The sequence below is a fragment of the Gordonia neofelifaecis NRRL B-59395 genome, assembly GCF_000192435.1.
In the GTDB taxonomy this organism is placed as follows: Bacteria; Actinomycetota; Actinomycetes; order Mycobacteriales; family Mycobacteriaceae; genus Gordonia; species Gordonia neofelifaecis.
The window spans coordinates 86933-111753 of record NZ_AEUD01000014.1 but is presented as its reverse complement, the minus strand read 5'-3'; the positions used below and the strand labels follow the sequence as shown (position 1 = coordinate 111753).

General features: G+C 68.5%; 24 protein-coding genes. 13 read left to right on the top strand and 11 right to left on the bottom strand.

Translation table 11 applies throughout. The annotated features are described in order from the left end of the window. Window positions 1-21: 21 nt before the first annotated feature. From SCNU_RS15420 to SCNU_RS15410, 3 genes are all read right to left on the bottom strand, one after another. Window positions 22-678 carry an ABC transporter ATP-binding protein gene (locus SCNU_RS15420; RefSeq protein WP_009680324.1) on the bottom strand — a complete coding sequence of 219 codons (657 nt, stop codon included), beginning with the start codon at window positions 676-678 and terminating at the stop codon, window positions 22-24. Continuing rightward, the gene (locus SCNU_RS15415; protein WP_009680323.1) at window positions 675-1760 is read right to left on the bottom strand and encodes an FtsX-like permease family protein; all 1086 of its coding nucleotides are present in this window, start codon (window positions 1758-1760) and stop codon (window positions 675-677) included. The genes SCNU_RS15420 and SCNU_RS15415 overlap by 4 nt, the downstream gene beginning before the upstream one ends. 74 nt (window positions 1761-1834) lie before the next feature. Then, the gene (locus tag SCNU_RS15410) at window positions 1835-2413 is read right to left on the bottom strand and encodes a TetR/AcrR family transcriptional regulator (protein ID WP_009680322.1); all 579 of its coding nucleotides are present in this window, start codon (window positions 2411-2413) and stop codon (window positions 1835-1837) included. Window positions 2414-2585: 172 nt separating this feature from the next. Between SCNU_RS15410 and rraA the strand changes: the two genes are divergently transcribed. Beyond that, window positions 2586-3074 (top strand): ribonuclease E activity regulator RraA, encoded by a 489-nt coding sequence (rraA, locus tag SCNU_RS15405; RefSeq protein ID WP_009680321.1) that lies wholly within the window; start codon window positions 2586-2588, stop codon window positions 3072-3074. A 71-nt stretch (window positions 3075-3145) separates the two neighbouring features. After that, a complete protein-coding gene (locus SCNU_RS15400; protein WP_009680320.1) occupies window positions 3146-4699 on the top strand; it encodes a succinic semialdehyde dehydrogenase in 1554 nt (517 codons plus the stop codon). Between the two features lie 599 nt (window positions 4700-5298). Here the strand turns inward: SCNU_RS15400 and SCNU_RS15395 are convergent. Both SCNU_RS15395 and SCNU_RS15390 read right to left on the bottom strand, forming a co-directional pair. Then, window positions 5299-6495: an NAD(P)/FAD-dependent oxidoreductase gene (locus SCNU_RS15395; RefSeq protein ID WP_009680319.1), complete on the bottom strand. Its 1197-nt coding sequence runs from the start codon at window positions 6493-6495 to the stop codon at window positions 5299-5301. Between the two features lie 78 nt (window positions 6496-6573). Further along, window positions 6574-7098 (bottom strand): Lrp/AsnC family transcriptional regulator, encoded by a 525-nt coding sequence (locus SCNU_RS15390; protein ID WP_009680318.1) that lies wholly within the window; start codon window positions 7096-7098, stop codon window positions 6574-6576. Window positions 7099-7248: 150 nt separating this feature from the next. On the opposite strand from SCNU_RS15390, the gene pdhA reads away from it, so the two are divergent. From pdhA to SCNU_RS15375, 3 genes are read left to right on the top strand one after another with little or no spacing between them, the layout of a single operon-like run. Then, window positions 7249-8325 carry a pyruvate dehydrogenase (acetyl-transferring) E1 component subunit alpha gene (gene pdhA, locus SCNU_RS15385; RefSeq protein ID WP_009680317.1) on the top strand — a complete coding sequence of 359 codons (1077 nt, stop codon included), beginning with the start codon at window positions 7249-7251 and terminating at the stop codon, window positions 8323-8325. Beyond that, entirely contained in the window at window positions 8325-9323 is a 999-nt protein-coding gene (locus SCNU_RS15380; RefSeq protein ID WP_009680316.1) for an alpha-ketoacid dehydrogenase subunit beta, read from the top strand. The genes pdhA and SCNU_RS15380 overlap by 1 nt, the downstream gene beginning before the upstream one ends. Before the next feature lie 21 nt (window positions 9324-9344). After that, the gene (locus SCNU_RS15375) at window positions 9345-10673 is read left to right on the top strand and encodes a dihydrolipoamide acetyltransferase family protein (protein WP_009680315.1); all 1329 of its coding nucleotides are present in this window, start codon (window positions 9345-9347) and stop codon (window positions 10671-10673) included. Window positions 10674-10684: 11 nt separating this feature from the next. Here the strand turns inward: SCNU_RS15375 and SCNU_RS15370 are convergent, their stop codons facing one another. Both SCNU_RS15370 and SCNU_RS15365 read right to left on the bottom strand, forming a co-directional pair. Continuing rightward, on the bottom strand, window positions 10685-11410 hold the full coding sequence (locus SCNU_RS15370; RefSeq protein ID WP_040518584.1) for a cutinase family protein: 726 nt from the start codon (window positions 11408-11410) through the stop codon (window positions 10685-10687). Between the two features lie 3 nt (window positions 11411-11413). Next, window positions 11414-12139 (bottom strand): DUF6474 family protein, encoded by a 726-nt coding sequence (locus SCNU_RS15365; protein WP_009680313.1) that lies wholly within the window; start codon window positions 12137-12139, stop codon window positions 11414-11416. Window positions 12140-12270: 131 nt separating this feature from the next. On the opposite strand from SCNU_RS15365, the gene SCNU_RS15360 reads away from it, so the two are divergent. After that, window positions 12271-13908 carry a TM0106 family RecB-like putative nuclease gene (locus tag SCNU_RS15360; RefSeq protein WP_009680312.1) on the top strand — a complete coding sequence of 546 codons (1638 nt, stop codon included), beginning with the start codon at window positions 12271-12273 and terminating at the stop codon, window positions 13906-13908. Between the two features lie 78 nt (window positions 13909-13986). Here the strand turns inward: SCNU_RS15360 and SCNU_RS15355 are convergent, their stop codons facing one another. Continuing rightward, window positions 13987-14748 carry an SDR family oxidoreductase gene (locus SCNU_RS15355; RefSeq protein WP_009680311.1) on the bottom strand — a complete coding sequence of 254 codons (762 nt, stop codon included), beginning with the start codon at window positions 14746-14748 and terminating at the stop codon, window positions 13987-13989. A gap of 86 nt (window positions 14749-14834) precedes the next feature. Beyond that, complete coding sequence (locus SCNU_RS15350; protein ID WP_009680310.1) at window positions 14835-15554, bottom strand: TMEM165/GDT1 family protein; 720 nt, start codon at window positions 15552-15554, stop codon at window positions 14835-14837. 160 nt (window positions 15555-15714) lie between these two features. Between SCNU_RS15350 and SCNU_RS15345 the strand changes: the two genes are divergently transcribed. The 5 genes from SCNU_RS15345 to SCNU_RS15325 all read left to right on the top strand — a co-directional run bounded on the left by SCNU_RS15345 (window position 15715) and on the right by SCNU_RS15325 (window position 20956). Beyond that, window positions 15715-17742: an ABC transporter ATP-binding protein gene (locus SCNU_RS15345; protein ID WP_009680309.1), complete on the top strand. Its 2028-nt coding sequence runs from the start codon at window positions 15715-15717 to the stop codon at window positions 17740-17742. Next, window positions 17742-18491: an energy-coupling factor transporter transmembrane component T family protein gene (locus tag SCNU_RS15340; RefSeq protein WP_009680308.1), complete on the top strand. Its 750-nt coding sequence runs from the start codon at window positions 17742-17744 to the stop codon at window positions 18489-18491. The genes SCNU_RS15345 and SCNU_RS15340 overlap by 1 nt, the downstream gene beginning before the upstream one ends. A 77-nt stretch (window positions 18492-18568) precedes the next feature. After that, complete coding sequence (locus SCNU_RS15335; RefSeq protein WP_009680307.1) at window positions 18569-19372, top strand: CPBP family intramembrane glutamic endopeptidase; 804 nt, start codon at window positions 18569-18571, stop codon at window positions 19370-19372. Between the two features lie 61 nt (window positions 19373-19433). Further along, entirely contained in the window at window positions 19434-20420 is a 987-nt protein-coding gene (locus tag SCNU_RS15330) for a helix-turn-helix domain-containing protein (RefSeq protein ID WP_009680306.1), read from the top strand. Next, window positions 20417-20956 (top strand): dihydrofolate reductase family protein, encoded by a 540-nt coding sequence (locus SCNU_RS15325; protein WP_009680305.1) that lies wholly within the window; start codon window positions 20417-20419, stop codon window positions 20954-20956. The genes SCNU_RS15330 and SCNU_RS15325 overlap by 4 nt, the downstream gene beginning before the upstream one ends. A 105-nt stretch (window positions 20957-21061) precedes the next feature. On the opposite strand, the gene SCNU_RS15320 is transcribed toward SCNU_RS15325, so the two are convergent. Next, entirely contained in the window at window positions 21062-21691 is a 630-nt protein-coding gene (locus tag SCNU_RS15320) for a superoxide dismutase (RefSeq protein ID WP_009680304.1), read from the bottom strand. Window positions 21692-22077: 386 nt separating this feature from the next. On the opposite strand from SCNU_RS15320, the gene msrA reads away from it, so the two are divergent. After that, on the top strand, window positions 22078-22797 hold the full coding sequence (msrA, locus tag SCNU_RS15315) for a peptide-methionine (S)-S-oxide reductase MsrA (RefSeq protein ID WP_040518598.1): 720 nt from the start codon (window positions 22078-22080) through the stop codon (window positions 22795-22797). A 13-nt stretch (window positions 22798-22810) separates the two neighbouring features. Then, window positions 22811-23878: a winged helix DNA-binding domain-containing protein gene (locus tag SCNU_RS15310; protein ID WP_009680301.1), complete on the top strand. Its 1068-nt coding sequence runs from the start codon at window positions 22811-22813 to the stop codon at window positions 23876-23878. On the opposite strand, the gene SCNU_RS15305 is transcribed toward SCNU_RS15310, so the two are convergent. After that, window positions 23873-24607: a VOC family protein gene (locus tag SCNU_RS15305; RefSeq protein ID WP_009680300.1), complete on the bottom strand. Its 735-nt coding sequence runs from the start codon at window positions 24605-24607 to the stop codon at window positions 23873-23875. The two genes, SCNU_RS15310 and SCNU_RS15305, sit on opposite strands and share 6 nt — an antisense overlap. Window positions 24608-24821 lie beyond the last annotated feature (214 nt).

Sequence of the window (24821 nt, the reverse complement as noted above, 5' to 3'; positions counted from 1 at the left end):
TGGGGTTTCAGACCGCGGGTTTCAGACCACGGCGAGCGAGACGGTGCGGTCGGTCGCCGCCATCACCTCCGGGTCGTGCGTCGCGATGACGGTGATGCAGCCGGACTCCTCGGTCACCTGCATGATCAGATCCGTGATCCGACCCGCCTGGCTGCGGTCGACCGCAGCGGTCGGCTCGTCGATCAGCAGCAGGCGGGGTCGGTGGATGAGCGCGCGGGCGATGGACACCCGCTGGCGCTGACCGCCGGAGAGCTCGTCGGGGCGCTGCCGCTCATGACCGGCGAGGCCGACCTCGTCGAGCAGGTCCCGAGCGTGGGCTCGGGCGCGCGCCGGACGCTCGCCGGAGATGACGGCCTGCGCCAGGACCTGGTCCAGCACGGTGAGTCCGGGCAGTAGATTGCCCGACTGGAAGACATAGCCGATCTGTGTGCGCCGCAGCCTATCCCGGTCACGAACCGACAATCCGGTGACGTCGGTGCCGTCCAGGCAGACGGCGCCGCGATCGGGCCGGCGGAGGATGCCGCAGACGCCGAGCAGGGTCGACTTGCCGGAGCCCGACGGTCCGACGATCGTCGTCGCGGTACCGGGCTCGAACGTCGCGGTGAACTCGTCGAGGACGGTCAGACGTTCCTCGCCGGAGCGGTACTCGACGTGGACGTTGCGGAGGTCGAGGCTCATCGGGAGGCTCCCAGCATGGTCAGGGGGTCGGCGGAGACCACCCAGCGGAGGGTGACGGCGGAACCGATCAGCGAGGCCGCGATCACCGCCAGAGTCGTCGTGGCGAGCGAGGAGAAGGGCAGGTCGAAGGGAACGGCATCGCCCAAGCCGAGACCGAGCAGGTAGGCCACGGCCGATCCGGCGACGGTCGCGAGGGCCACGACGACGGCGGCCTGGGCCAGTGCAGACCCGACGAGCGACCAGCGGGACACGCCGAGGGCGCGCTGCAGCGCGTAGACGCCCTGTCGCTGCAGGACCCACACCGCGAAGAACGCGGCGACGATCAGCGGGGCGATCACGTACAGGAAGGCGAGGATCGAGTTCATCGTCAGACGCTCGCCCGAGTAGCCCGGCGCGGCTTCGAGCAGCACCTCGTCGCTCTGGACGGTCGTGCCGCCGAGGACGTCGGGCGGATTCCCGCTCAGGACCACCACGGCCGCGGCCGTGCCCTGCTGGCGCGGTCCGAGGTCGGTGGTGCCGTACCGGACCGTCCGCCAGGTGTCGAGCGAAGTGTAGGCGGCGGAAACGTGTCCGTAGGACCGGTCGTCGGTGGACCCGACGACGCGAAGCCGGACGTCGCTGTTGTCGATCGCGAGTACGTCGCCGATACGGATGCCGTCCGCGAGCAGTTGCTCGGAGACGACCACCTCGTCGAGTCCGTCGGTGAGTCGATCGCCTTCCTCGGTCGCGGGGCTGAGCGGGCCGCCGGGCTCGACGCCGAAGACTGCCAGATCGACCATGGTGCCGTGGTCGTTCTCGCCGTGCGCCATGGACACGCCCAGCGGGGCCGCATCGACCCCGGGTCGGTTCTGCCAGGCGGCGACGTCCTCGGCTGAGATCACGCTTCGGTTGAAGTCGGAGGTGCCGGTGGCGAAGGCCACGGACGAGGCGTTCAGGGCGCGCAGGGCCGAGACCGTGTCGTTGCCGAGACCGATGGTGAAGCCGGACACCATTCCGACGAGCGCCGCGACCAGCGCGACCACCACTCCGATCATCACGAAGCGGCCCCATGCCGCTCTCAGTTCTCGCAATGCGATGAACACGCTTGATTCCAATCTTCGAGACACTATGTCGCAAAGAAAGGTACATGATTGCGACGGGGTGTCGCGAAAGCGGTTCAGCGAGTTTCGAGGATCGCCCTGGTCGCATCCGCCATGAAGTCGATGACCTGCTCCGAATCCTCGCCGGGACCCACCAGGCCGAGGGCGGAGTCGACGAGCGACTGAATCGCCACGACGATCAGCTCGGGCTGCCGGGCGCCGAGGGCGCCGACCGCGTCGGTCAGCACGGCGGTGATCTGTCGGTGGAAGTCGACCATTCGCTCGCGTGCGGAGTCGGAGAGCCCCGCGCCGGCCAGTGAGCTCTGCAGCGCGTGCTCGCCGGACGCCGCGAGGGTGAGATTGCTGCGCACATAGGCGACCACCGCGGCGCGAGGGTCGCGAGCGGCGTCGACGTCGGCCCGCACCTGCGCCGTCCACTCCTGGAAGCCGCGGGCGACGACCAGCTCGACGAGATCGTCGACCGAGGAGACGTAGCGGTAGATGCTGTTGCGGGCGATCCCGGCCTCCGCCGCGACCGACGCCGCGGTGAGCCGGCGCTCGCCGTCGCTGAGCAGGATCCGCACGGTGCCGTCCATCAGTGCGGAGAGCACCGCCTCACGGTGCTCGGCGAGGGAGTCGGCGCTGATCTTGGGCACGGTCGTCGGCGGCCTTTCCGGAACTGGGCGGCTCGGGTGGTCGGACCTCATACGGTACCGCTCGGAGTCGGCCGGATCTCGGCTGCCGACCGACTGTCCGTGGCGGTTCGTCGGCCGACTGTGACGTAACCGGGCGTTACAGATAAGCGGTGCCCGCCTAGAATCGATGGCCATGAGCACGCTGAACTTCACTCCGACCGCGGACCTCGTCGATGAGATCGGCGCCGACGTCCGGAGCTGCGACACCCAGTTCACCCAGTACGGCGGCAACCGCGAGTTCGTCGGCACGGTGACGACGGTCCGCTGCTTCCAGGACAACGCCCTGCTCAAGTCGATCCTCTCGGAGCCGAATCCCGGCGGCGTGCTGGTGATCGACGGTGCCGCGTCGGTGCACACCGCGCTGGTCGGCGACATCATCGCGGAGCTGGGGCGGTCGAACGGCTGGGTCGGGATCATCGCCAACGGTGCCATCCGTGACGCGAAGACGATCGGTGGCATGGACATCGGAGTCAAGGCGCTCGGCACCAACCCGCGGAAGTCGACCAAGAGCGGGGTCGGCGATCGTGACGTCCCGATCGAACTGGGCGGCATCACCTTCAATCCGGGCGACATCGCCTACTCGGACGATGACGGCATCGTCGTCGTCGCACCGTCGGCCTGACGCGCGCCGCCAGACCCGACGACTGTCCGAACCGCCCGGCCCCACGACCGCCGCAGACATCAGGAGCACTCATGCCGAAGCCCGCACCCGCCTACTTCCAGCGTCTCGCGGCACTCGCCGCCATCGACAACGCCGCTGACCGCCCCACCCGCCCGGTCCTCGAGGCCTACAGCGGTGCGGAGATGGCGACCATTCCGGTCGGCACCGCCGAGGACCTCGAACTGGCCGTGGCCCGCGCCCGCGCCGCGCAGACCGCGTGGGGCGATCTGTCTGCGGCCGATCGTGCGAAGGTGATCGGTCGATTCTCCGAACTCGTGCACGACCACGCGGACGAGCTGATGGACATCGCGCAGGCCGAGACCGGCAAGGCGCGAATCTACGCGCAGGAGGAGGTCATCGACGTCGCACTGACCGCCCGCTTCTACGCGCAGAACGGTCCCAAGATGCTGGCCGACCGCAAGGTGCAGGGCATGCTCCCGGGCGCGACCGACGTCCGTGTCCGCTACCAGCCGAAGGGCGTCGTCGGCGTCATCAGCCCGTGGAACTACCCACTCACGCTGGCGGTGTCGGACGCTGTGGCGGCGCTGATCGCCGGCAACGGCGTGGTCATCAAGCCCGACAGCAACACCCCGTACTGCTGTCTGGCGCTGGCCGAACTGCTGTACCAGGCGGGGCTGCCGCGCGAACTGTTCGCGGTCGTCCCCGGTCCCGGCTCGGTGGTCGGACAGGCCATCGTCGCCCACACGGACTACGTCATGTTCACCGGATCGTCGGCCACCGGTGCCACCCTCGCCGCTCAGGCCGGCAAGCGCCTCATCGGTTTCTCGGCCGAGCTCGGCGGCAAGAACCCGCTGATCATCACCAAGAACGCCGACGTCGATCGGGCTGTCTCCGGCGCCGCTCGCGCCTGCTACTCGAACTCCGGTCAGCTGTGCATCTCGATCGAGCGGATCTACGTCGACCGCGCGATCGCCGACGAGTTCACCGAGAAGTTCGCCCAGCACGTCAAGGACATGACTCTCGCAGGCACCTACGACTTCAATGCCGACATGGGCTCGCTCGCCTCGGCGCAGCAGGTCGAGACGGTCGACGAGCACGTGACCGACGCCGTGGCCAAGGGCGCCAAGGTGCTGGCCGGCGGTCGTAAGCGCGCGGACCTCGGCCCGTTCTTCTACGAGCCGACCGTGCTCGGCGACGTCTCCGAAGAGATGACCTGCTTCGCGGCCGAGACGTTCGGTCCGCTGGTCTCGATCTACCCCGTCGACTCCACCGATGAGGCGATCAAGCGCGCCAACGACACCGACTACGGCCTCAACGCCAGCGTCTTCGCAGGCAGCAACGATGAGGCCCAGAAGATCGCCGAGCAGATCCACGCCGGAACCGTGAACATCAACGAGGGCTACGCCGCCGCATGGGGCTCCACGGGCGCGCCGATGGGCGGCATGGGCGTCTCCGGAGTCGGCCGCCGTCACGGCGAGGAGGGCCTGCTCAAGTACACCGAGCCGCAGACCATCGCGACCCAGCGGTTCATCGGCCTCGACGGCATCCGCGGCATCCCGCAGAGCCTGTACCTGAAGCTGACCCCGCAGCTGATCAAGTCGCTGAAGTACCTGCCGGGCCGGTAGGCGGCCCACCCGCGCCGGCGTCCCGGACTTCCCGGCGGGTCGCGACACCACCTCAGGCTGGTCGTGAGCTCACCCTGGGCTGGACGCGAGCTCACTTCAGGCTGGTCGAGTAGCCCCGGCGCGCAAGCGCCGCGGTGTATCGAGGCTCGGCACGCTGACGACGCAGGTCTCGACACGCTCGCTCACTGGAGTTCGCGGGCTGCTCGACGACTACCCTGGGCGGGACTCACAGCTGCGCGTCCCCGTGAGGACTGCTCGTGGACCATATGTCCACGAGAGGTGATGACGGGGACGCGGAGGACGGTGTTGTCCGGTGGCGGCGTCGTTCTCGTCCTGATTATTGTCCTGTTACCTGCCTCCGGCTGTGGGGAAGGGTGGTCGACTAGCCCGCGAACGCTTCGACGGAGTTCAAGGGAACCGAAGTGGGCGAGCGTGTCGAGACACCTGCGTTGTCAGTGTGCCGAGCCTCGATACGCCGCGGCGCTAGCTGTAGTTGTTGGGACGTTGTGAACTCCGACGCGCCGGGGCTGCTCGATCAGCCTGAATCGGGCGCAGCCCCAGGCTCGATTCTCGAAAGCCTGAGGTCGCCGCAGGCCCGGCTACGCGGCCAGGGCCGTCCGGCCGGGAGCGAGCGCGGCGGCCGAGACGCCTGCCTCGAGCAGGTCGACGGGCAGCCCGCCGGAATCTGCGAGTGAGGCTCCGGCGCGGGCCAGGGCCGGCGCCATCTGAATGCCGTAGCCGCCCTGGCCGGCGAACCAGAACAGTCCGTCGACGACCGGATCGGGTCCGACCACCGGCGTCCGGTCGGCGGTGAAGTTGCGCAGACCGGCCCACGAGGTCGAGACGCTCCGGACTTCCAGGCGGGTCGCCTCGTTGAGGCGTTCGATGGCGCGGGCGATCTCCAGGTCGTCGGGGTTGGCATCCGACGGCGGCTGTGGAGTCTCCTCGGCGGGCGAGCAGAGGAAGCCCGCGCCGTCCGGCTTGAAATAGAAGTCCTCGCTGGCAGACATCGTCATGGTGCGCGGTGCAGCGCTGAATTCCGCCGGAATCGTCTTGGGACCGGGGACCATGAATGCGGTACGGCGCATCGGCTGGATACCGATCGGCGCGGCGCCGAACATCCGCGCGACATCGTCGCACCAGGCACCGGCGGCATTCACGACCGTCCGCGCCCGAAGCCGATTGCCTGCCGCGTCCTCGAGCAGCCAGGCGGAGCGCTCACGGCGTGCGGAGACCAGGCCCGCCGACTTCATCACCGCACCGCCACGACGGCGCAATCCACGCAGAAAGCCCTGATGCAGGCCGTGCACGTCGAGTTCGAGCGATCCGTAGTCGACCATTGCCAAGTCGGTGTAGCCCGGCCTCAACATCGGATTGATCGTCTCCGCCTCGTGTGCGTCGATCAGGGCGACAGACGTGTGCCGGACCGTGCCGGCATGCTTGTTCGAGGTCGCGGTGACGGCGTCGTGCAGGGCGTGAAGCGCGTCGAGCTCGCCTTCGCCGGCAATCACCAGCAGCGGGAGATCGGCGGTCAGCGGGCCGTCGACGAACTCCGGCGGTGATGTGAAGAACTCGCGGCTCGATCTGGTCAATGCGCGCACGACGGCGTTGCCGTAGCTCTCCAGAAACGTCGCGGCCGATCTGCCGGTGGTGTGGTACGCCAGGGTCGACTCCCGTTCGAGCACGGCCACCGATCGGTGCTCGGCGAGTTCGTAGGCGATCGAGACGCCGGCGATGCCGCCACCGATGACGATCGTGTCGTAGTCGATGTCGGTGATCGATGCGGTGTTGTCCATCGAGGAGTCCTTCACGGGTAGCGAGATGCTCTCTGACCAACGGTAGGCGCGTCGGTGTGATCTATGTCCTGGTGATTTCTACGAAGAGTCGGGCGTCGATTCGTGGGGTCGAACAGATTCGGGGTCTCGGCTCCGGGTGCCTGCGAGCCGATCGATGAGGGGAAGCGTCCGATACGGGATCGCCTCGTGCATCACCACCGACACTGTGGTGCGTTCCACCCCGGGCACTCCGAGAACGTATCCGGCGATTCGGTAGAGATCGTCGGCATCAGCGGCGACGACCAGGAGTTGAAGGTCGGCGATGCCGGAGATGCCGACGGCTTCGAGGACTTCGGGGATGTCGTCGAGCGATTCCACCACTTCCTCCAGGCGGTGCTGGTCGACGACCACGGCGATGTAGGCGCGCAGGGGAAAGCCGAGGTCACGCGGCTCGACGCGACGGTCGAACGGGCCGAGCAACTCCTCGGCGTCCCATCGTCCGAGACGGGTCTGCACGGTGTTCCGAGCCATACCGACGAGTCCGGCGAGTTGGACACCGGTGGCGCGCGGGAACTCGCAGAGCGCGCGCAGGATTCGGGCGTCGGTGCGATCGAGTCTGGCCATACAGCTCAGTATCGCGCGTCACGCCGGTCGATTACTGGGCATTCTGATCATTATCGGAAGACAACCTTGCGCAATGTGTAGTGCACTGAGACTGTTGCCACAAGGACAGGCAGCGTGCGATCCACGCGGTGAGTTCCGAAGGAGGCAGTCGTGTCTGACATCGACGAAATCGTCCAGCTCGTCACCATCACCGGCGAGCGTCACATCCACCCCGACTTCTCGACCTACGTCGACGACATCGACCTGGCCGACATCCGCAAGCTGTACGAGGACATGGTCGTCGTGCGCCGGATCGACGCCGAGGCCACCGCGCTGCAGCGGCAGGGACAGCTCGGACTGTGGGCGCCCCTGCTCGGACAGGAGGCGGCGCAGATCGGCTCCGCCCGAGCGCTCGAGCCCGACGACTTCGTGTTCCCCAGCTATCGAGAACACGGCGTCGCCTACTGTCGCGGCGTCGAGCTGAAAGAGATGATGCCGTTCTGGCGCGGCACGTCCCTATCGGGCTGGGATCCGCACCGGTACAACATCGCGACCCCGGCGATCATCATCGGTGCGCAGACCCTGCACGCGGCCGGCTACGGCATGGGGATCGACTTCGACGGCGACAACAGCGCGGTGATCACGTACTTCGGAGACGGTGCCACCAGCCAGGGCGACGTCTCGGAGGCGATGGGCTTCGCGGCCAGCTTCGCGGCGCCGGTCGTCTTCTTCTGCCAGAACAACCAGTGGGCCATCTCCGAGCCGGTGACGTTGCAGACCAGGGCGCCCATCGCGCATCGCGGGCGGGGCTACGGCATGCCGACGGTCCGCGTGGACGGCAACGACGTCCTCGCGGTGCTCGCCGTCACCAGGGCGGCGTTGGAGCTCGCACGAGAGGGCGGTGGACCGACGCTGATCGAAGCCGTGACCTACCGGCGCGGCCCGCACACGACCTCCGACGATCCGACGCGCTATCGCGCGCCCGCGGACGACGCCGAATGGATTCGGCGGGATCCGATCGAGCGGATCCGGCTGTTGCTAGAGGCCGCGGGCGCACTGTCCGACGAGGACGCCAAGACGATCGAAGACCACGCCGCGTCGGCAGCCGCCGAACTGCGACGCGGCTGCCTCGAACTCGACGACCCGCCGGCTCTGTCGATGTTCGACGACGTCTACGCCGAGCCGCACGCGCTGATCGAGGCGGAGCGCCGCGAGTACGCCGCATACCTCGACACGCTGGAGTCGTGATGACCGCGGCCGCAGTCGAGCGGGTCCCGCTGGGCAAGGCGGTGACCGCGGGCCTGCGCAAGGCGCTCACCGAAGACCCGAAGGTGGTGCTGATGGGGGAGGACATCGGCCGGCTCGGCGGCGTCTTCCGCATCACCGACGGACTGCAGGAGGAGTTCGGTCCGCAGCGGGTCATCGACACGCCGCTCGCCGAATCCGGCATCGTCGGCACGGCGGTCGGGCTGTCGTTCCGCGGCTATCGGCCGGTGTGCGAGATCCAGTTCGACGGCTTCATCTATCCGGGTTTCGACCAGATCGTCTCGCAGGTGGCGAAGCTGCACTACCGTACCGGCGGCCACGTCACGATGCCGATCACCATCCGGGTGCCCTACGGCGGTGGGATCGGTGCGGTGGAGCATCATTCGGAGTCTCCCGAGGGCTACTTCGCGGCGACCGCCGGACTCCGGGTGGTGACCTGCAGCAATGCGGCGGACGCGTACACCATGATTCAGCAGGCGATCGCCTCGGACGATCCGGTGCTCTTCTTCGAGCCCAAGCGCCGGTACTGGGAGAAGGGTCCCGTCGACTACGACGAACTCGATGCGGACACTTATCCGCTCCACCGGGCGCGCGTCGTCCGGCCCGGCGCAGACGTCACCCTGGTGGTCTATGGGCCGCTCGTCACCACCGGGCTGCAGGCCGCCGACCTCGCCCGACAGGAGGGGCGCTCGATCGAAGTCGTCGACCTGCGGTCCATCTCACCGCTCGACATCGAGACGATCGCCGAATCGGTGCGGCGGACCGGACGGCTGATCGTCGCGCACGAGGCGCCCGTGTTCATGGGGGTCGGCGCCGAGATCACCGCTCGCATCATGACCGAGTGCTTCTATCACCTCGAGGCCCCGATCCAGCGAGTCGGCGGATTCGCGACGCCGTATCCGCCGGCCAAACTCGAGAAGCACTTCCTGCCCGACGTGGACCGGATCCTGGACGCGGTCGATCGCACGTTCCGCGACTGACTCGATCACGAAGGAGATGTCATGCCCGCCGTCGCCACCTTCATGCTCCCCGACCTCGGTGAGGGTCTCGCCGACGCGGAACTCGTTCGCTGGGAAGTGGCGGTCGGCGACTCCGTCGAGCTCAATCAGGTGCTCGCCGAGGTCGAGACGGCCAAGGCCGCGGTGGAGCTGCCTTCGCCGTACGAGGGCACGGTGGTGCGACTGCACGCGAACGAGGGCGACACGATCGACGTCGGCCGTCCGCTGATCGATGTGGAGGTGGCGGGAGACTCCGTGCAGGCGGGCGGTTCGGGCGAGTCCGTCCCGCCCGCCGACCCAGCAGAATCCCCGCAGGCCGCCCCCGACTCCGATCCCGGATCAGCGGAGAATGCCACCCGCACGCCGGTTCTCGTCGGCTACGGCGTCGCCGAGGAGGGTACGAGCCGACGGCGGAGACCGGTCGCATCCCCTGCGGATGAGCCTGCGGACGCCGTCGCCCCGGCACGGCCGCTGGCGTCGCCGCCGGTACGCAGACTGGCTCGCGACCACGGTGTCGACCTGGCGGAGGTGACCGCGACGGGGACGTCCGGACAGGTGACCCGCGAGGACCTCGACCGCTACCTCGACGACCACATGCCCGTCGACGAGACGGTGGCGCACGCCGGCGAGGTCGACGAGGAGCGCACGCCGATCCGCGGAGTCCGGCGGCGGACGGCCGAGGCGATGGTTCGCAGCGCCTTCACCGCGCCGCATGTCACCGAGTTCGTCGACGTGGACGTGACGCCGTCGATGGAACTGCTCGATCGGCTCGCCGCGCACCGCCGGTTCGCCGGAGTGCGACTGACGCCGCTGACCCTGGTGGCGAAGGCGCTCCTGGTGGCGTTGCGCACCCACCCGTCGCTGAACTCGTCGTGGGACGAGCAGGCGCAGGAGATCGTCGTCAAGCGCCGGGTGAACCTGGGCATCGCGGCGGCCACTCCGCGCGGTCTGCTGGTGCCGAACATCAAGGACGCGCAGAGTCTCAGCCTGCACGACCTCGCCGTCGCGATCGAGGCGCTCACCACCGTCGCGAAGGCGGGTGAGACGCCGCCCGCGGACCTGGTGGGCGGCACCATCACGATCACCAACGTCGGCGTGTTCGGTGTGGACGCGGGCACGCCGATCCTCAATCCCGGCGAGGCAGGGATCCTGTGCTTCGGCGCTGTCCGCCGGCGTCCGTGGGAGTGGCAGGGCGAAGTGGCGCTACGGCAGGTGACGACCCTGAGCCTGTCCTTCGACCACCGACTCGTCGACGGCGAGCAGGGCTCGACGTTCCTCGCCACGATCGCCGACGTGCTGGCAGACCCGATGGCGCTGATCGCGCTGAGCTGAGCCTCCCCGCGCTACAGGTGCCTCGCGACGTAGTCCGCCGCCTGGTCGGCCATGCCGTTCACCGAGTACAGCAGGTGCAGTGCATTCGGCCCGCCGAGCGGCGCGCCGTTGCAGATCGTGTCGCCCTGGATGCAGTACTTGACCGTGCGGCCCGCATAGACCGGCTGCGGCTGGATCGGCGGGGCCCCGGCTTCACGGATGAAGCGGGCCGACGGCGGCGCGAACTCGACGACGGCGGCGATGTGCGGTGCGACGCCCGCGGGCAGCGGGTCGGGCACGTACGAGCTGTACTGCGTGTACTTCTGCGGGATCTGATACCCGGAGCTGATCGTGTAGCCCGCGAGCGCGGCGCCCTGCGAGTAGCCGCCGACGACGATCCGAGTCCGCGGGCACGTGGTCGCGATCGACTCCACGCGACGCTGGGCCGACTTCATGCCGTCGACGAAGGTCCGTGCGAACGCCAGCTTGTTGGTGAAGTTGGCACTCGCCGCGTAGTCGATGGCCTCGACCCGTACGGATTTGTTCGCCAGGCGACTCCGGACGGCGTTGCCGAAGGCGATGCCGGTCAGACCCAACGGCGGCGCGTCTTCGACGGTGCCGCGGGCGAAGAGTACGTGCACGTCGGCGCACCCGGGCGCAGCGCCCGCATCGGTGCGTCCGGCGGTCGACCCGCCGGCGACCAACCCGGCGGCCGCGACGATGAGGCAGGACACGAGGGCTAACGCGCGGCGGGTCATGGGTCAGCCCGCCTGGACCGGGTGGACGTTGAGCCGGGCCAGCAGATCGTTGTCGATCGCGGTCAGCTCGTTGTCGATCGCCCGCTGAGCGTTCTTGCGTTGCTGCGGCGGCATGGTGTCCGCGGCGTCCGCGGCCACCTGCAGGTTGTCGAGTCGCGTGGTCATGGCTGCGACGAACGCCTGGCCCTCGTCGGACTTCTCGAGTCCGCCGACCTCGCCCGCGGTGGTGCGCGACGCGGCGATCCGGGCGCGCAGCGTGGCGCTCGGTCCGCCGTACTGGGTGAGCAGCGAGGGGGACACCCCCGCGCGGCGCGCCTGCACGACCGTCACCTGGCTGCGGGCGCCGATGGCCGCGCGGTACGCGATCGGCACCACCACCGGCGAGACCATCTTCGCCACCGCCAGATACCGCTTCATCTTCGCCGGTGTGAAGTGAGCTGCCGCGGCGTCGGCCTTCACCTGCGCCGCGATCGTCTTGGCTTCGGCGGCCGCGGTCTTCTGCTGGACCTTGCCCTGGGACTTGGCGGTCTTGCGCTCCTGCTTCTGAGTGCGCTTGTGGAACTTGTGCTCGTCCTTCAACTGGCGCTTCGCGGCCTTGCGGCCCTCGCGGGATTCGGCCTCCGCCTGCACTTTCGCGCGGGTGCGGATCGCCTTCTCCTCTGCCTTGCGGATCTTGGCGTCGGCCTTGCGCTGGGTCCGTTTGGAACCCATGGATGAGAACAGCCCCATGACGACCTTCCCGTCGGATACCCGACTCCTGCAATCGGTTGTCTCCAGCTTTGCATAGTCTCAGTGGGTAATGAACTACTCGGCCCGTGGGTCGTGTTGCCGTTCGGAAAAGGAAAGTCGAGGCCGATCACGTGGGATCTGCGATTCTGGGAGCGCGGAACCTGACCGGCTGCGAACACCGTCTGGCCCTCGACTTCTCGCCGCGCGACGACGTGGTCACCGAGCCGGAGACGGCCGAGGCCAACCGGCGGATCGAAGCCGCTCAAGCACACCGCCGGACGGTGCTCGACTTGATCGCCGGCCTGCAGAGCGGACGGCCGGAAGGCGCCGTCGTCGCGGTGAACGAGGCCGATCATCGCGCCCGGGCGGCGGCGACCGTGGCGGCGATGGATGCAGGCGCCGAGTGGATCCTGCAGGCTTCTCTGCCCACGGACGTCGAGCGCGGCCGGCGCGGTCACGCCGAGGCGCTCCTGCGGCGGGGGGACGGGTACCTGCCGATCATCGTCGTCAACCACCGGGTGACGACGGTCGTCGCCGAGCCCCGGGCGGGCGAGACGCCGTCGTTGCTGACCAGCCCGTTGTTCGGCTGGCATCCCGAACCCGACGCCACGCGCGCCTTCCGCAGCCAGCGACGCGATGTGATGCGGCTGGCTCAGCTCGCCGCGATGCTCGACGAGCTGGGGCGGCTCGACGTGCCCCGTGACGAAGCCGTGGGCGGGCTCATCGGGCTCGACGCCGACTGCATCGTCGTCGTGCCGCTCGGCGACGCGGCCGCGGACTACGACGCGACGTTCGCGCGTCGCCGGGCCATCGCCGGCGGTGAGGTGCGCACCGCGCCGCGCCGGGTCAGCGAGTGCCGGAGCTGTCACTGGTGGCCGCGCTGCGAGGCCGAGCTGACCGACCGGCGCGATGTATCGCTGGTGGTGGGCGGAAACCAGGGCCAGGTGCTGCGCGATGCCGGAGTGCTGACGATCGACCAACTCGCGGACTATCGCGGCGCACAGCCGGACGACTGGACCGGCGCGATCCCGTTCGAGGACACCGTCGTCTCCGCCAAGTGCTGGGTGCGCGACATCCCGCTGGCCCGCAGACGCCACCGTCCGCGTGTGCAGCGCGCCGACATCGAGGTGGACGTCGACATGGAGAGCTACTCCGAGCGCGGCGCCTACATGTGGGGCACGCTGCTGACCGACAACACCGATGCCTCCCGTCCGGTGGTCTACCGTCCGTTCGTGACCTGGGACCCGCTCCCGAGTCGGGACGAGGGGCGGTCGTTCGCGGCGTTCTGGGCATGGCTGATGACCGAGCGGAACGCGGCGCGCGACGCGGGCAAGACCTTCGCCGCGTACTGCTATTCGCAGCACGCGGAGAACCGCTGGCTGCGCGGCAGCGCGGACCGATTCGGCGACATGCCGGGCGTGCCGTCGCGAGCCTCGGTGGACGCCTTCATCTCGTCCCGCGAATGGGTCGACGTCTTCGAGGCCGTCGGCGACAACTTCGTGTGTCCCAAGGGCAAGGGGCTCAAGCGGATCGCGCCCGTCGCCGGCTTCAACTGGCGCGACGACGAGGCCGGTGGCGAGGCGTCGATGGAGTGGTACGCCGCCGCCGTCGGACTGGACGGCACCCTCCGGGACGAGACGCAGCGCGCCCGCCTGCTGCAGTACAACGAAGACGACGTGCGGGCGACGAAGGTCCTGCGGGAATGGATATCCGGCGACGACGTGCTCGCCCTGCCTCTCTCCGCGGACCTGCTGGCGGAGAACGCGTAAGCGTCTGTCGAGCCCTGAAGATCAGCAGTGTTCGGTGTGACCACCCGCCGGTGATCGCACCGAACACTGAGTCGAGGTCTAGCGCGGCGCCATGCGCAGGGCGCCGTCCATCCGGATGGTCTCGCCGTTGAGGTAGTCGTGCGCGACGATGAAGGCCGCCAGATCGGCGTACTCGGCGGGCTCACCCAGGCGCTGCGGGAACGGGATGCCGGCCTCGAGCGTCTTCTTGAAGTCGTCGGTCACGCCGGCGAGCATCGGGGTGTTGATCGTCCCGGGAGCGATGGTGCAGACGCGGACGCCCGCTCGGGCGAGGTCACGGGCGGCCGAGATGGTCATCGCGTGTACCGCTCCCTTGCTCGCGGTGTAGGCGATCTGACCGATCTGTCCTTCGAAGGCGGCGACCGAGGCGGTGTTGATGATGACGCCGCGGGCTCCGTCGTCGGTGGCGGCCGTCTCGTGCTGCATACGGTTGGCGGCCAGTCGCATGACATTGAACGTGCCGACCACGTTGATGTCGAGCACCTTCCGGAAGAGGTCGAGGTCGTGCGGTCCCTCCTTGCCGAGGATCCGCGAAGCCCAGCCGACACCCGCGCAGTTCACCGCGGCGCGCAGCGGGAGTCCCGCGGCGACGATCCGGTCGACCACCGCCTGTACCTCGGTCTCGCTCGTCACATCGGCGGCGACCAGTTCGACGCCGCCGACCGGTGCCGCCTTGTCGATGGACTGCTGGAGATCGATGCCGAACACGGTGGCGCCCTGTTCGGCGAACCGGGCGGCGGTGGCCGCTCCGAGGCCGGATGCTGCGCCGGTGACGATGACTGCTGAGCCGGTGACGTCCATGAGGGACTTCCTTTCGAGGTGCGATGAAACCACTAACCGAGCGATCGATCGGTTAGTCCGGAGTGATCGTACCCGGAAAGGCCGAGTCAGTGCAGTTCGCGGGCGGCCGGGTCGTCGTCGCCGATGTCGAGCGCGGCCTCCCCCCGCCGACGGTGGGTGGCGCGGATCCAGAACGTGCCCGCGGCAGTGATCAGCACGGCGACCGGGACCGTCGTCGCGACGAGGACCGGCGAAGCGTCCGAGAGTCCCTCGATCAGCAGCCACACGGCGAACGCGAAGAACAGCACGGCGGCCCCGATCGCGATGGATCGCTCGGGGAGGTGCTTGCCGAGCAGACGTCCGACGGCGATCGCGAGAGCGTCGGCGGCGACCATGCCGATTGTCGAACCGATCCACACGCCGACCCAGTCGTGGTTGGTCGCCAGTGTGATGGTCGCGAGCATGGTCTTGTCGCCCAACTCGGCGAGCATGAACGAACTCATCACGGCGAGGAACACCGACGCACCGACTCGTCCCGCGCGCGCAGACTCCTCGTCGTCGAGCTCGTCGCCCCGAAGAGTCCACAGACCGAAGACCAGCATCGACAGCCCGGCGAGGACCGACATGAGGTCTGCGGGGATCGACAACCCGAGGAAGTGGCCGAAGAACACGGAGGCGGCGTGCACGAGCGTGGTCGCGGTCAGGATGGCGCTCAGCACCACCCACCAGCGATAGCGGAGTGCGTAGGTCATGGCCATCAGCTGGGACTTATCGCCCAGCTCGGCGACGAAGATGATGCCGAGGCTCAGCATCAGGGCGGCGAACATGGTGCCAGGTTAGGACGGCCTATGTGCCGTACGCAACACATTGTGATGAGTGAAAATCCCTGGTCGGAAGCCCTTATGGAGACTTTCGGGAACCCGTATCGGGGTCGGCCGGACGACCGGTGAATCGGTGTGCGGACGCCCGACCGGGCACAATGGACCGGTGGTCAGCAAAGTAGTCGACGCATCGCATGCGCCGAGGGGGAACCTGCGCGCCCGCGAGATCGCGGCCATCGCGATCTTCAGCGGTCTGACGGTGGTTCCGGCCGTGATCGTGTCCGTGGTGCCGCTCGCGGCGGCGCTGGGCTTCATGACGCCGGTGCCCATCGCCCTGCTCGCCGCGCGGACCCGTCCGCGAGCGGTCTTCGCCGCGATCGTCACGACGGTCGCGGTGACCTTCGTGGTCGCCGGACTCGGCCCGGCGTTCGCGGTTCTCGTGTCGGCGGTGATGGGCGGCCTGATCGGCGAGGTCCATCGACGCGGTGGTCGCGGAGGCGCGATGGTCGTGATGTCGGTGATCGCCGCACCGCTCCTGGCGGGTGTGTCGGTGGCGCTGATGTGGGTACTGGTCCCGCTTCGGAAGCTGGCGCTCGAGGTCCTCGACAACGTCCTGACGGGCATCGCCAAGACGGCCCGGGCCATTCACCTCGACGCGGTGGCGCGCGCGATGGACGCGATCTCGCGGAACGTCGTCGAGAACTGGTGGCTGTGGATGTGGATACCCGGCACCGTCGGCACCCTCGTGACCCTGCTGATCGCCGCATGGCTGCTCGGCAAGGTCCTCGATCGGCTCGACGAGGTGCCGCTCGAGGACACGCTCGAGGCAGCGGGCGTCGCCGACGGCGATCGCGAAGTCGCGCCGCTGCCGCTGCGGATGGCCGGGGTCGGCTACACGTATCCGGGGTCGAGTCGGCAGGTCTTGCACAGCATCGACCTCTCGCTGATCAGCGGGGAGTTCGTCGCCATCGTCGGTGCCAACGGTTCCGGCAAGTCAACGCTGTCGAAACTGCTGTCCGGCGTCGATCCGACCGTCGGCATCGTCGACCGCCCCGGCGCCCCCGGACTCGGCAGGAGGGGCGGCACCGCGCTGGTGCTGCAGCGGCCGGAGGCCCAGATGCTGGGCGCGCGGGTGGCCGACGATCTGGTCTGGGGCCTCCCGGTCGGTACGGAGGTCGACGTCGAGGGACTGCTCGCCGAGGTGGGACTCGCCGGTCTCGGTGATCGCGAGACGACGGATCTGTCCGGCGGCCAGCAGCAACGGCTCGCGGTCGCCGCCGCGCTGGCCCGCGATCCGCAGTTGCTGATCGCCGACGAGGTGACGTCGATGGTCGACCCCGCCGGTCGCGCCGAACTCATCAGGATCCTCGCCGACCTGCCCCGGCGCCGCGCGATCGCCGTCGTCCTCATCACTCACCGGGACTCGGAGGCCCGTGCCGCCGACCGCGTCATCCACCTCGAAGCAGGCCGGATCGTCGAGCACCACCCCGAGTGGATGCGTCCGGAGGCCATCAGCCCGACGCTGCCGCAGCGCCACGACGAGCACGGGCAGGCATTGCTCGTGGTCCGCGACCTGGCGCACACCTACCTGCCCGGTTCGCCCTGGGAGGTGACCGCGCTGAAGTCGGTGAACTTCCAGGTCAACGCCGGGGACGGGGTGCTCATCGTCGGCGGCAACGGGTCGGGCAAATCGACCCTCGCCTGGATTCTGGCGGGACTGGTCAAGCCGACCGGAGGGTCGGTGCTGCTGGGCGGCGAGCCGACGTCGGACCGTGTCGGCGACGTCGGACTCGGCTTCCAGCACGCGCGACTGCAGTTGCAGAAGACGACGGTGGCCGACGAGATCATGGCCGTCGGCGGCATCGAGGTCGGCACGGCGGAGGTCGGGCACGTGCTTGACCTCGTCGCCCTCCCGCGGGAGATCGCGGCCCGCCGGGTGGACGCGCTGTCCGGCGGCCAGATGCGCCGAGTGGTGCTCGCCTCGCTCATCGCATCCCAGCCCGATCTGCTGGTGCTGGACGAGCCGCTCGCCGGGCTCGATCCGCAGGCGCGCGAGGAAGTGCTCGCCGTGCTCGCCTCCTTGCGGGAGAACGGCGCCACCATCATCATCATCTCGCACGACCTCGAATCGCTCGACCGCGTCTGCAATCGCCGGATCGAACTCGTCGACGGCGTCCTGGAAGGAGGTCTGTGATGCAGATTCCGATGCTTCGCGAGATCCCCGGAGACTCGCCCGTCCACCGCCTGTGGGCGGGCAGCAAGCTGATCATCATCTTCGTGCTCGGTCTGATGACCTGGGTGCTGCCGTCGTGGCCGGGTCTCGGCTTCGTGGCGGTCTGCCTGGTGGTGTTCGTCCTCGTCGCGAAGATCCCGCTCGGCGCGCTCCCTCGTCCGCCCTGGTGGTTCTGGGGGCTGATGGCCTTGACCGTCGTGTGGTCGTGGATCGCCCGCGGCAGCGACGGCGGGATCACCGCGCTCCGCGGCGTGCTGCTCGGGCTACTCGTGGTGTCGATGTCGGTGCTCGTGATCTGGACGACCCCGATGGCTGAGCTCGCTCCGGCACTCGCGCGGCTGATGTCGCCGCTGCGCATTCTGCGGCTGCCGGTGGACGAGTGGGCCGTCACCATCGCGCTGGCACTGCGCGGACTCCCGCTGCTGGTGGAGGAGATGCGGCTGCTGTGGGCGGCGCACCGACTGCGGCCGCGGTCGAGTTCGGACTCCGGCCACCCCTCCGCAGAACTCTCCGTACTCGACATCATCGTCGCCGCGATGTCGTCCGCGATGCGCCGGAGCTCGGAGATGGCGGAGGCCATCACGGCGCGCGGTGGGACCGGCCGCCTGACCGCGTATCCGTCGCGGCCGGGCCGCGTCGATGCGGTCGTGCTGACCGTGTTCGCCGTCGCCTGCGCGGGCGCCGTGACGGTCAGCGTGATCTACCTGTAGCGACCGTCGCGAATCGGTCACCCCGAATTGGTGACGAAGCCGTCGGATCCGTGTTCGGCGGCATCTAAGATCGGCTGGTGAACAGCACGAATCTCCCCGCGACCGACCGCGGTCGGCGCCTCTCCTACGTGGCCTTCGCCGCGGTCGTGATCGTCTATCTCGTCATCATCCAGCTGGGTGGGAAGCTGATCGGCGGCTGGGCCGACGAGGACGACATCTTCACCACCCGCGGGCTCGTCTTCACCATGTTCATTCCGCTCGGCCTGGCACTGATCTTCACCTACGGCGTCGTAGCCTGGCTGGGCTGGTGGAAGCCCGTGATGACCGACGACCGTCCGGTGCGCCGCTGGCTCTGGGCGGTCCCGATCATCTTCGCGATCGCGATTCTCATCGGCATCGATTACAGCTCGCTCAGCGAGAAGGGCTGGGGCTACATCCTCCTGCTGCTCATCGTCACGCAGTTCGTCGGGTGGGGCGAGGAAGGCATGTTCCGGGGCATCTCGGTGACGATGATGCGCGATCACGGCCTCCGCGAAGGCCAGGTCGCCCTGTGGTCGAGCCTGGTATTCGGCCTCGTTCACCTGTCGAACGTCGTGAGTCATGGATCGTCGGCGGTGGCGCAGGCCGTCGTCGTCGGCCTGGCGGGCTACTTCTTCTATCTGACGCGCCGGGTGTCCGGCAGCAATGCGCTCAATTCCGTCATGCACGGGCTGTTCGACTTCGCTCTGATCAGCGGCTCGATGATCGCGGCGGGACAGCAGTTCTACATCGGTGCGATGGCCCCGATCCTCATCTACGTGATTCTCGCCGTCATCCTGCTCATCGGGCGGCGGAAGATCGAACTGCCGCAGCCGGTCGGTGCGCAGCCGGTGATGAACTAGCGCCCGCAGGAGAGCAAGAACTGTCAAGCGGAGAGGGCAGAGCGGCGGGGATACTCGAGGCATGACCGGCCGCCCGCCCGATCCACCCCAGCCTGATCCGCCGCCACCCGATCATCTCCGTCGCCTGCTCGACGCGGTCCTCGACGAAGCGAACGACGATCTCGGCGCGATGGCGGGCGGAGCCTTCACCTCGCAGTTCCATTTCGCGCGACAGGTGCGACGGGGAAGCGGTGAGCCGCCGATCGCCTTGCGGCGCAGGGTACTGCTGGAGCGCGCCGCCTGGCAGATGCAGCGGGGCGCGTCGGTGACGGACACGGCCTTCGCCAGCGGGTACTCCTCGGTGGAGGGGTTCAGCCGGGCCTTCGCCCGCGCCTACGGGCATCCGCCGACCGCGCTGCCACCCGCAGAACGGGTGGGCCATTGGCTGCCCGCGCCCAACGGCATCCACTTCCACTCGCCGACGGCGCTGTACGTCGACTCGACCGCCGACGCGGACGGCGCCGCGGCGCCGTCGGGCGACGTCGTCGCGCTGCTGACCCGGCACGACATCGCCGACATCGGCGTTCTGATCGAGGCCGTCGCCTCGCTCGGTCCCAGCGAGTATCGGCGCAGGCGTCTCCCGGGGAGCGCGCCTCGCGCCTGGGACGGTCCGGACGAGTCCATCTCGCAGGTGATGTGGCACCTCGTGGTCAGCAGGGAACCCTGGCTGTCGACGATCGCGGGGGACACGATGCCGGATCTGACACCGGTGGAGGACGTCGCGGTGCTCCGGGATCGACATGCGGACGTCTCCGCGCGCTGGCTCGCGACGATCCGGGACATCGAGCGACGCGACGCGTGGTCGGACCGAGTGATCGACGCGCTGTGTGAGCCGCCCGAGTCGTTCCTGCTCGGGCAGATCGTGGCGCACGAGCTGACGTTCTCCGCGCATCGGCGGCTGCTCGTCCGATGGATGCTGCGTGATGCGGGCGTCGACGTCGACGTTCCCGCGCTCGACCCCGACCCGATCATCTGGCACCGGCGTCACACCGGAGGAGGAGTTCCATGACCGAATACACCTACTACACCGCATCCACGCTCGACGGCTTCCTCGCCGACCCGAACGATTCGCTCGACTGGCTGCTCTCGCAGCCGATCGACGAGGACGGGCCGTTCTCGATCGCCGATCTGATGGCGAGGACCGGAGTGATCGTCATGGGCGCGACCACGTACGAGTGGGTGGTCGCTCACACGCCCGGCGAGCCGTGGCCGTACCCGGATCAGCAGACGTTCGTGTTCACCCATCGCGATCTGAAACCGGTGCATCCGACGATCAGCCTGCTCGCCGGCACGCCGACGGAGCATCGTGGACGGCTGGAGGCCGCGGCGGGCGATCGGGGCGTGTGGGTGGTCGGCGGCGGAGACCTCGCCGCTCAGTTCGCGGCCGCGGGAATGCTCGACGAGATGCTCGTGTCGTACGCGCCGGTCGCGCTCGGTTCGGGTCGGCCGTTGTTCAGTGAGCCGTTCGACTTCGAACTGATCGATTCCGCGCGGAACCAGGCGTTTCTCATCGGGAGGTACCGGGTGGTGGGGCCGCGGAGTTGACGCGTGCGAGGGCGCGGATGCGTCTTCCCCGACGTGAAATGCAAAGCGGCCCGGCACCTCTCGGTGCCGGGCCGCGGTGCCGGGTAACTACGCCGGGCGCTGAGATCAGGCCGGGACGATGAGGCCGTTGCCCTGGGTGCGGGCGCGGTCGAAGCGCTCGCCGGCGTCGGCCCAGTTCACGACGTTCCACCAAGCCTTGACGTACTCCGGCTTGACGTTCTGGTAGTCGAGGTAGAAGGCGTGCTCCCACATGTCGAGCATGACGACCGGGATCAGGGCGGCCGAGGTATTGCCGCTCTGATCGGTCAACTGCTCGATGACCAGGCGCTGGCCGATGGTGTCCCAGCCGAGGATGGCCCAGCCGCTCCCCTGCAGGGTGGTGGCGGCCGCGGTGAAGTGCGCCTGGAACTTGTCGAAGCTGCCGAAGTCGTTGGCGATGGCGTCGGCGAGGTCGCCCACCGGCTTGTCGCCGCCGTTCGGCGAGAGGTTCTTCCAGAAGATCGAGTGGTTGGTGTGGCCACCGAGGTGGAACGACAGGTTCGCCGACAGTCCGTAGACCTTGCCCGCGATGGTGCCGTCTTCGCGGGCCTCGGCCAGCTTCTCCAGAGCGGTGTTGGCACCGTTCACGTAGGTCTGGTGGTGCTTGCTGTGGTGGAGCTCCATGATCTTGCCGGAGATGTGCGGCTCCAGGGCGCCATAGTCGTAGTCCAGCTCAGGCAAGGTGTATTCAGCCACGATGGTCCTCTCGTATGTGTGAAGAATGAAAGATCCGTACCCGGGTCCTATTTCTACATTTCCGTAGACCGTCACGCTTTGCAACAGGCGTCACCGCCTGTGCGCAAAAGGCGTCGCGCCCGGCGATTCAGAGGAATGCGATGAGTACTATGGCGGCGATGATCGCCACGCTCGACGCGGCGGTGACCAGGCATTGGGTGCCGATATGCAGATCGAGACCCCGATGATCGTCGGCGGTCCCTCTCGTGATCAGCCGCAACTGTCCAGGCACCTGCACAGCCTCCCCGCACCCTCGACGTGACGTGACTCACAGCCTAGTTCCTCGGTGCGGACCCCGTGTGTTTTCGACCCACCCCGTGGTCGGCGAAGAGACGTACGCTGGATCCATGAGTCTCTTCGATCGGATCATGGCCGCTGCCGACGTCAAGCGGGTGATGGTGGCTCCCGGCGAGGCACTTCCGGGACGCTCGACGCCGATGCCGATCCCGGTGGAGCACCGGGTGCTGCATCGACCGCTGCGCGGTGAGATCGACGGGTCCGGACAGTTCACTCCCGCGGGCATCGGGCAATGGGGCGACGGGCTGCGTGCGGTGGTCCTCGCGGGCGGATGCTTCTGGGGGTTCGAGGAGATCTTCTGGCAGTTGCCCGGTGTCTTCACCACCGCGGTGGGCTACGCGGGCGGGTACACGCCGAACCCCACCTATGAAGAGGTATGCACCGCGCGGACCGGCCACACCGAGTCGGTGCTGGTGGTCTACGACCCTGACGTCCTCACCTTCGAGCGACTCCTCGAGGTCTTCTACACGGCACACGACCCGACGCAGGAGATGCGGCAGGGCAACGACATCGGAACGCAGTACCGGTCGGCCGTGTTCACCTTCGACGAGGCCGAGGCCGACCAGGCCGCCGAAGCTGCGCGCCGGTTCGAGCCGGTGCTCGCCGAGGCGGGCTACGGGCCGGTGACCAGCGAGATCTCCCTGCTCTCCGAAGCGGGTGACGGGCAGTTCTATTACGCCGAGGACTACCACCAGCAGTATCTGTTCACGAATCCGAACGGATACCGCTGCCACGCGACCACCGGTCTGAAGTTCCCCGCGGCCGGCTGACGGATCGCGCTCGGTGACCGAATCGATCAGCCTGCGCCAATGGAATCGCACGCTGCTCACGCGGCAGCATCTGACGCAGCGCGTCGACGAGGACGCCATCGAGGTCATCGACCGGTGCGTCGGCCTGCAGTCGCAGGATCCGCAGGCGGCGTTCTTCGGGCTCGCCTCACGGATCGAGGACTTCGATCCGGCGGAGCTCGACGGCCTGCTGGAGAACCGGGACGTGGTGCGGATCGCGTTGCAGCGCGGGACGGTCTTCCTCATGGACGCCCTCGATGCCAGATGGATGCGGGCATCGCTCACGCCGATGATGATCAGCGGCGCCCGGCATCATGCGCGCCGGCTGGTCGGGGTGAGCGTGCCGGAAGTCGCCGCGGCCGGCGCGGAGATCGTCGGCGGAGCGCAGGCACCGGTGACTGCCGCGGAGTTGCGAGCCGCCCTCGCGGAGCGGTGGCCAGGCGAACCCGCAGAGGCGATGGCGGCGGTGGTTCGGGCATCCACACCGCTGGTCCAGACGCCCCCGCGCGGACTCTGGCGGCGCTCCGGAGGCCCGGCATTCGTGCTTCTCGACGAATGGATCGGCGCCGGGGAGCCCGCGGTCACCGGTGACGACGCCGTCCGCGAGCTGATCCGCCTCTACCTTCGCGGATTCGGGCCGTCGACTGTCGCCGCGGTGCAGACGTGGTCGGGCCTGCGAGGTCTGCGGCCGGTGATGGAGGCGATGGAGGCGGACTGGGAACTGTATCGACTCCTCGGTCCGGGCGGCGAGAAGCTCTACGACTTGGAGGGGCTACGACCGGCGGACGGCTCGGCCGCCGTTCCCGTCCGGCTCGTGGCACCGTTCGACAACGTCTTGTTCACCGCCGCCGATCGGGTCCGGATCGCGGACCCGGAGGTCTATGCGCGGACGGTGACGCCCAACGGTCAGTCTCCGGGCTTCGTGCTGGTGGACGGCAGACTCGCGGGCACGTGGAAGATCGTCGATCGGCGGGTCGAGCTCACCGAACTCGTGGACTTGCAACCGCGCGAGCGCCGGGAGTGCGAGATCGAGGCGCGGCGACTCGACGGACTCGGGCTATAGCCCGGTGCGCGGATTTCGGGCGGTGATGCAATACAGTCGGCCGCTCGGGTCGGCCATCCGCACCGAGTCGTCGCAGCGCTCGACGATGGTGGCGCCCCAGTCCTCGTGCCGTTCCACCTCGTCGGAGAGGTTGCTGGCGGCGATGCCGGTGTGCGCGCTCGCGACGTCCTCGCCGGTCCGCAGGATCACCACCTGGAGGGACAGTCGCGGGCTGTTGTTGAGGGCGACCTCGTCGACCGCCGTGGTGTCTCCGGCGTCCTTGCCGGTGAGGTCTGCCCAGAAGGCCACCTCGGCGTCGAACTCGGTCGACGGAACCTGAAAGCGAAGCTGATCGATGATGCTGATCCCGCCGCCCGGCCACCGGATCGGACGGGCGCGGACGGATTCGTCGCCGGATGGAATGAGGCAGAAGACGCCACCGGCGGGCGAGCGCATCGTGATGAACTCCTCGGTCGTCGACTCGACGGTCGCGCCGAGCGACTCGGCTTCGCGGGCGCCTGCCGACGGGTCGTCGACGTGCAGGTCGAGGTGCATTCCGCCCGGACCGTCGGCCACGCGCTGGACTCGGAGGTACGGATCGCCGTGGAACGGTTCGAGCGTCGCGAACTCCTTGTGCTCGCCGCGAGGAGGCGACACGGTGCTGCCGGAGATGGCGCGCCAGAAGGTCACCTCCGCTCCGAACTCGGCGGCGGGGAAGTCGAAGAAGGCGGTGAGCCAGCGCACGTGCACAACGCACGAGTGTAGTGGGACGCAAGGTGCCGATCGCCAAGTCGCAAGTTCTACTTGAGGGTTTTGATCCCCCGGTTGTCCACAGTTCATCCACAGTGGGACTGGGGATGGATTTCGTGAAATTTACTGGGCGGTATTCGAGACTTCCTGTGAAAACTCAGCGAACTGACAGGCTCGATGAGACGTGCGCCACAGAAAGTCGCGGTTCTACCTC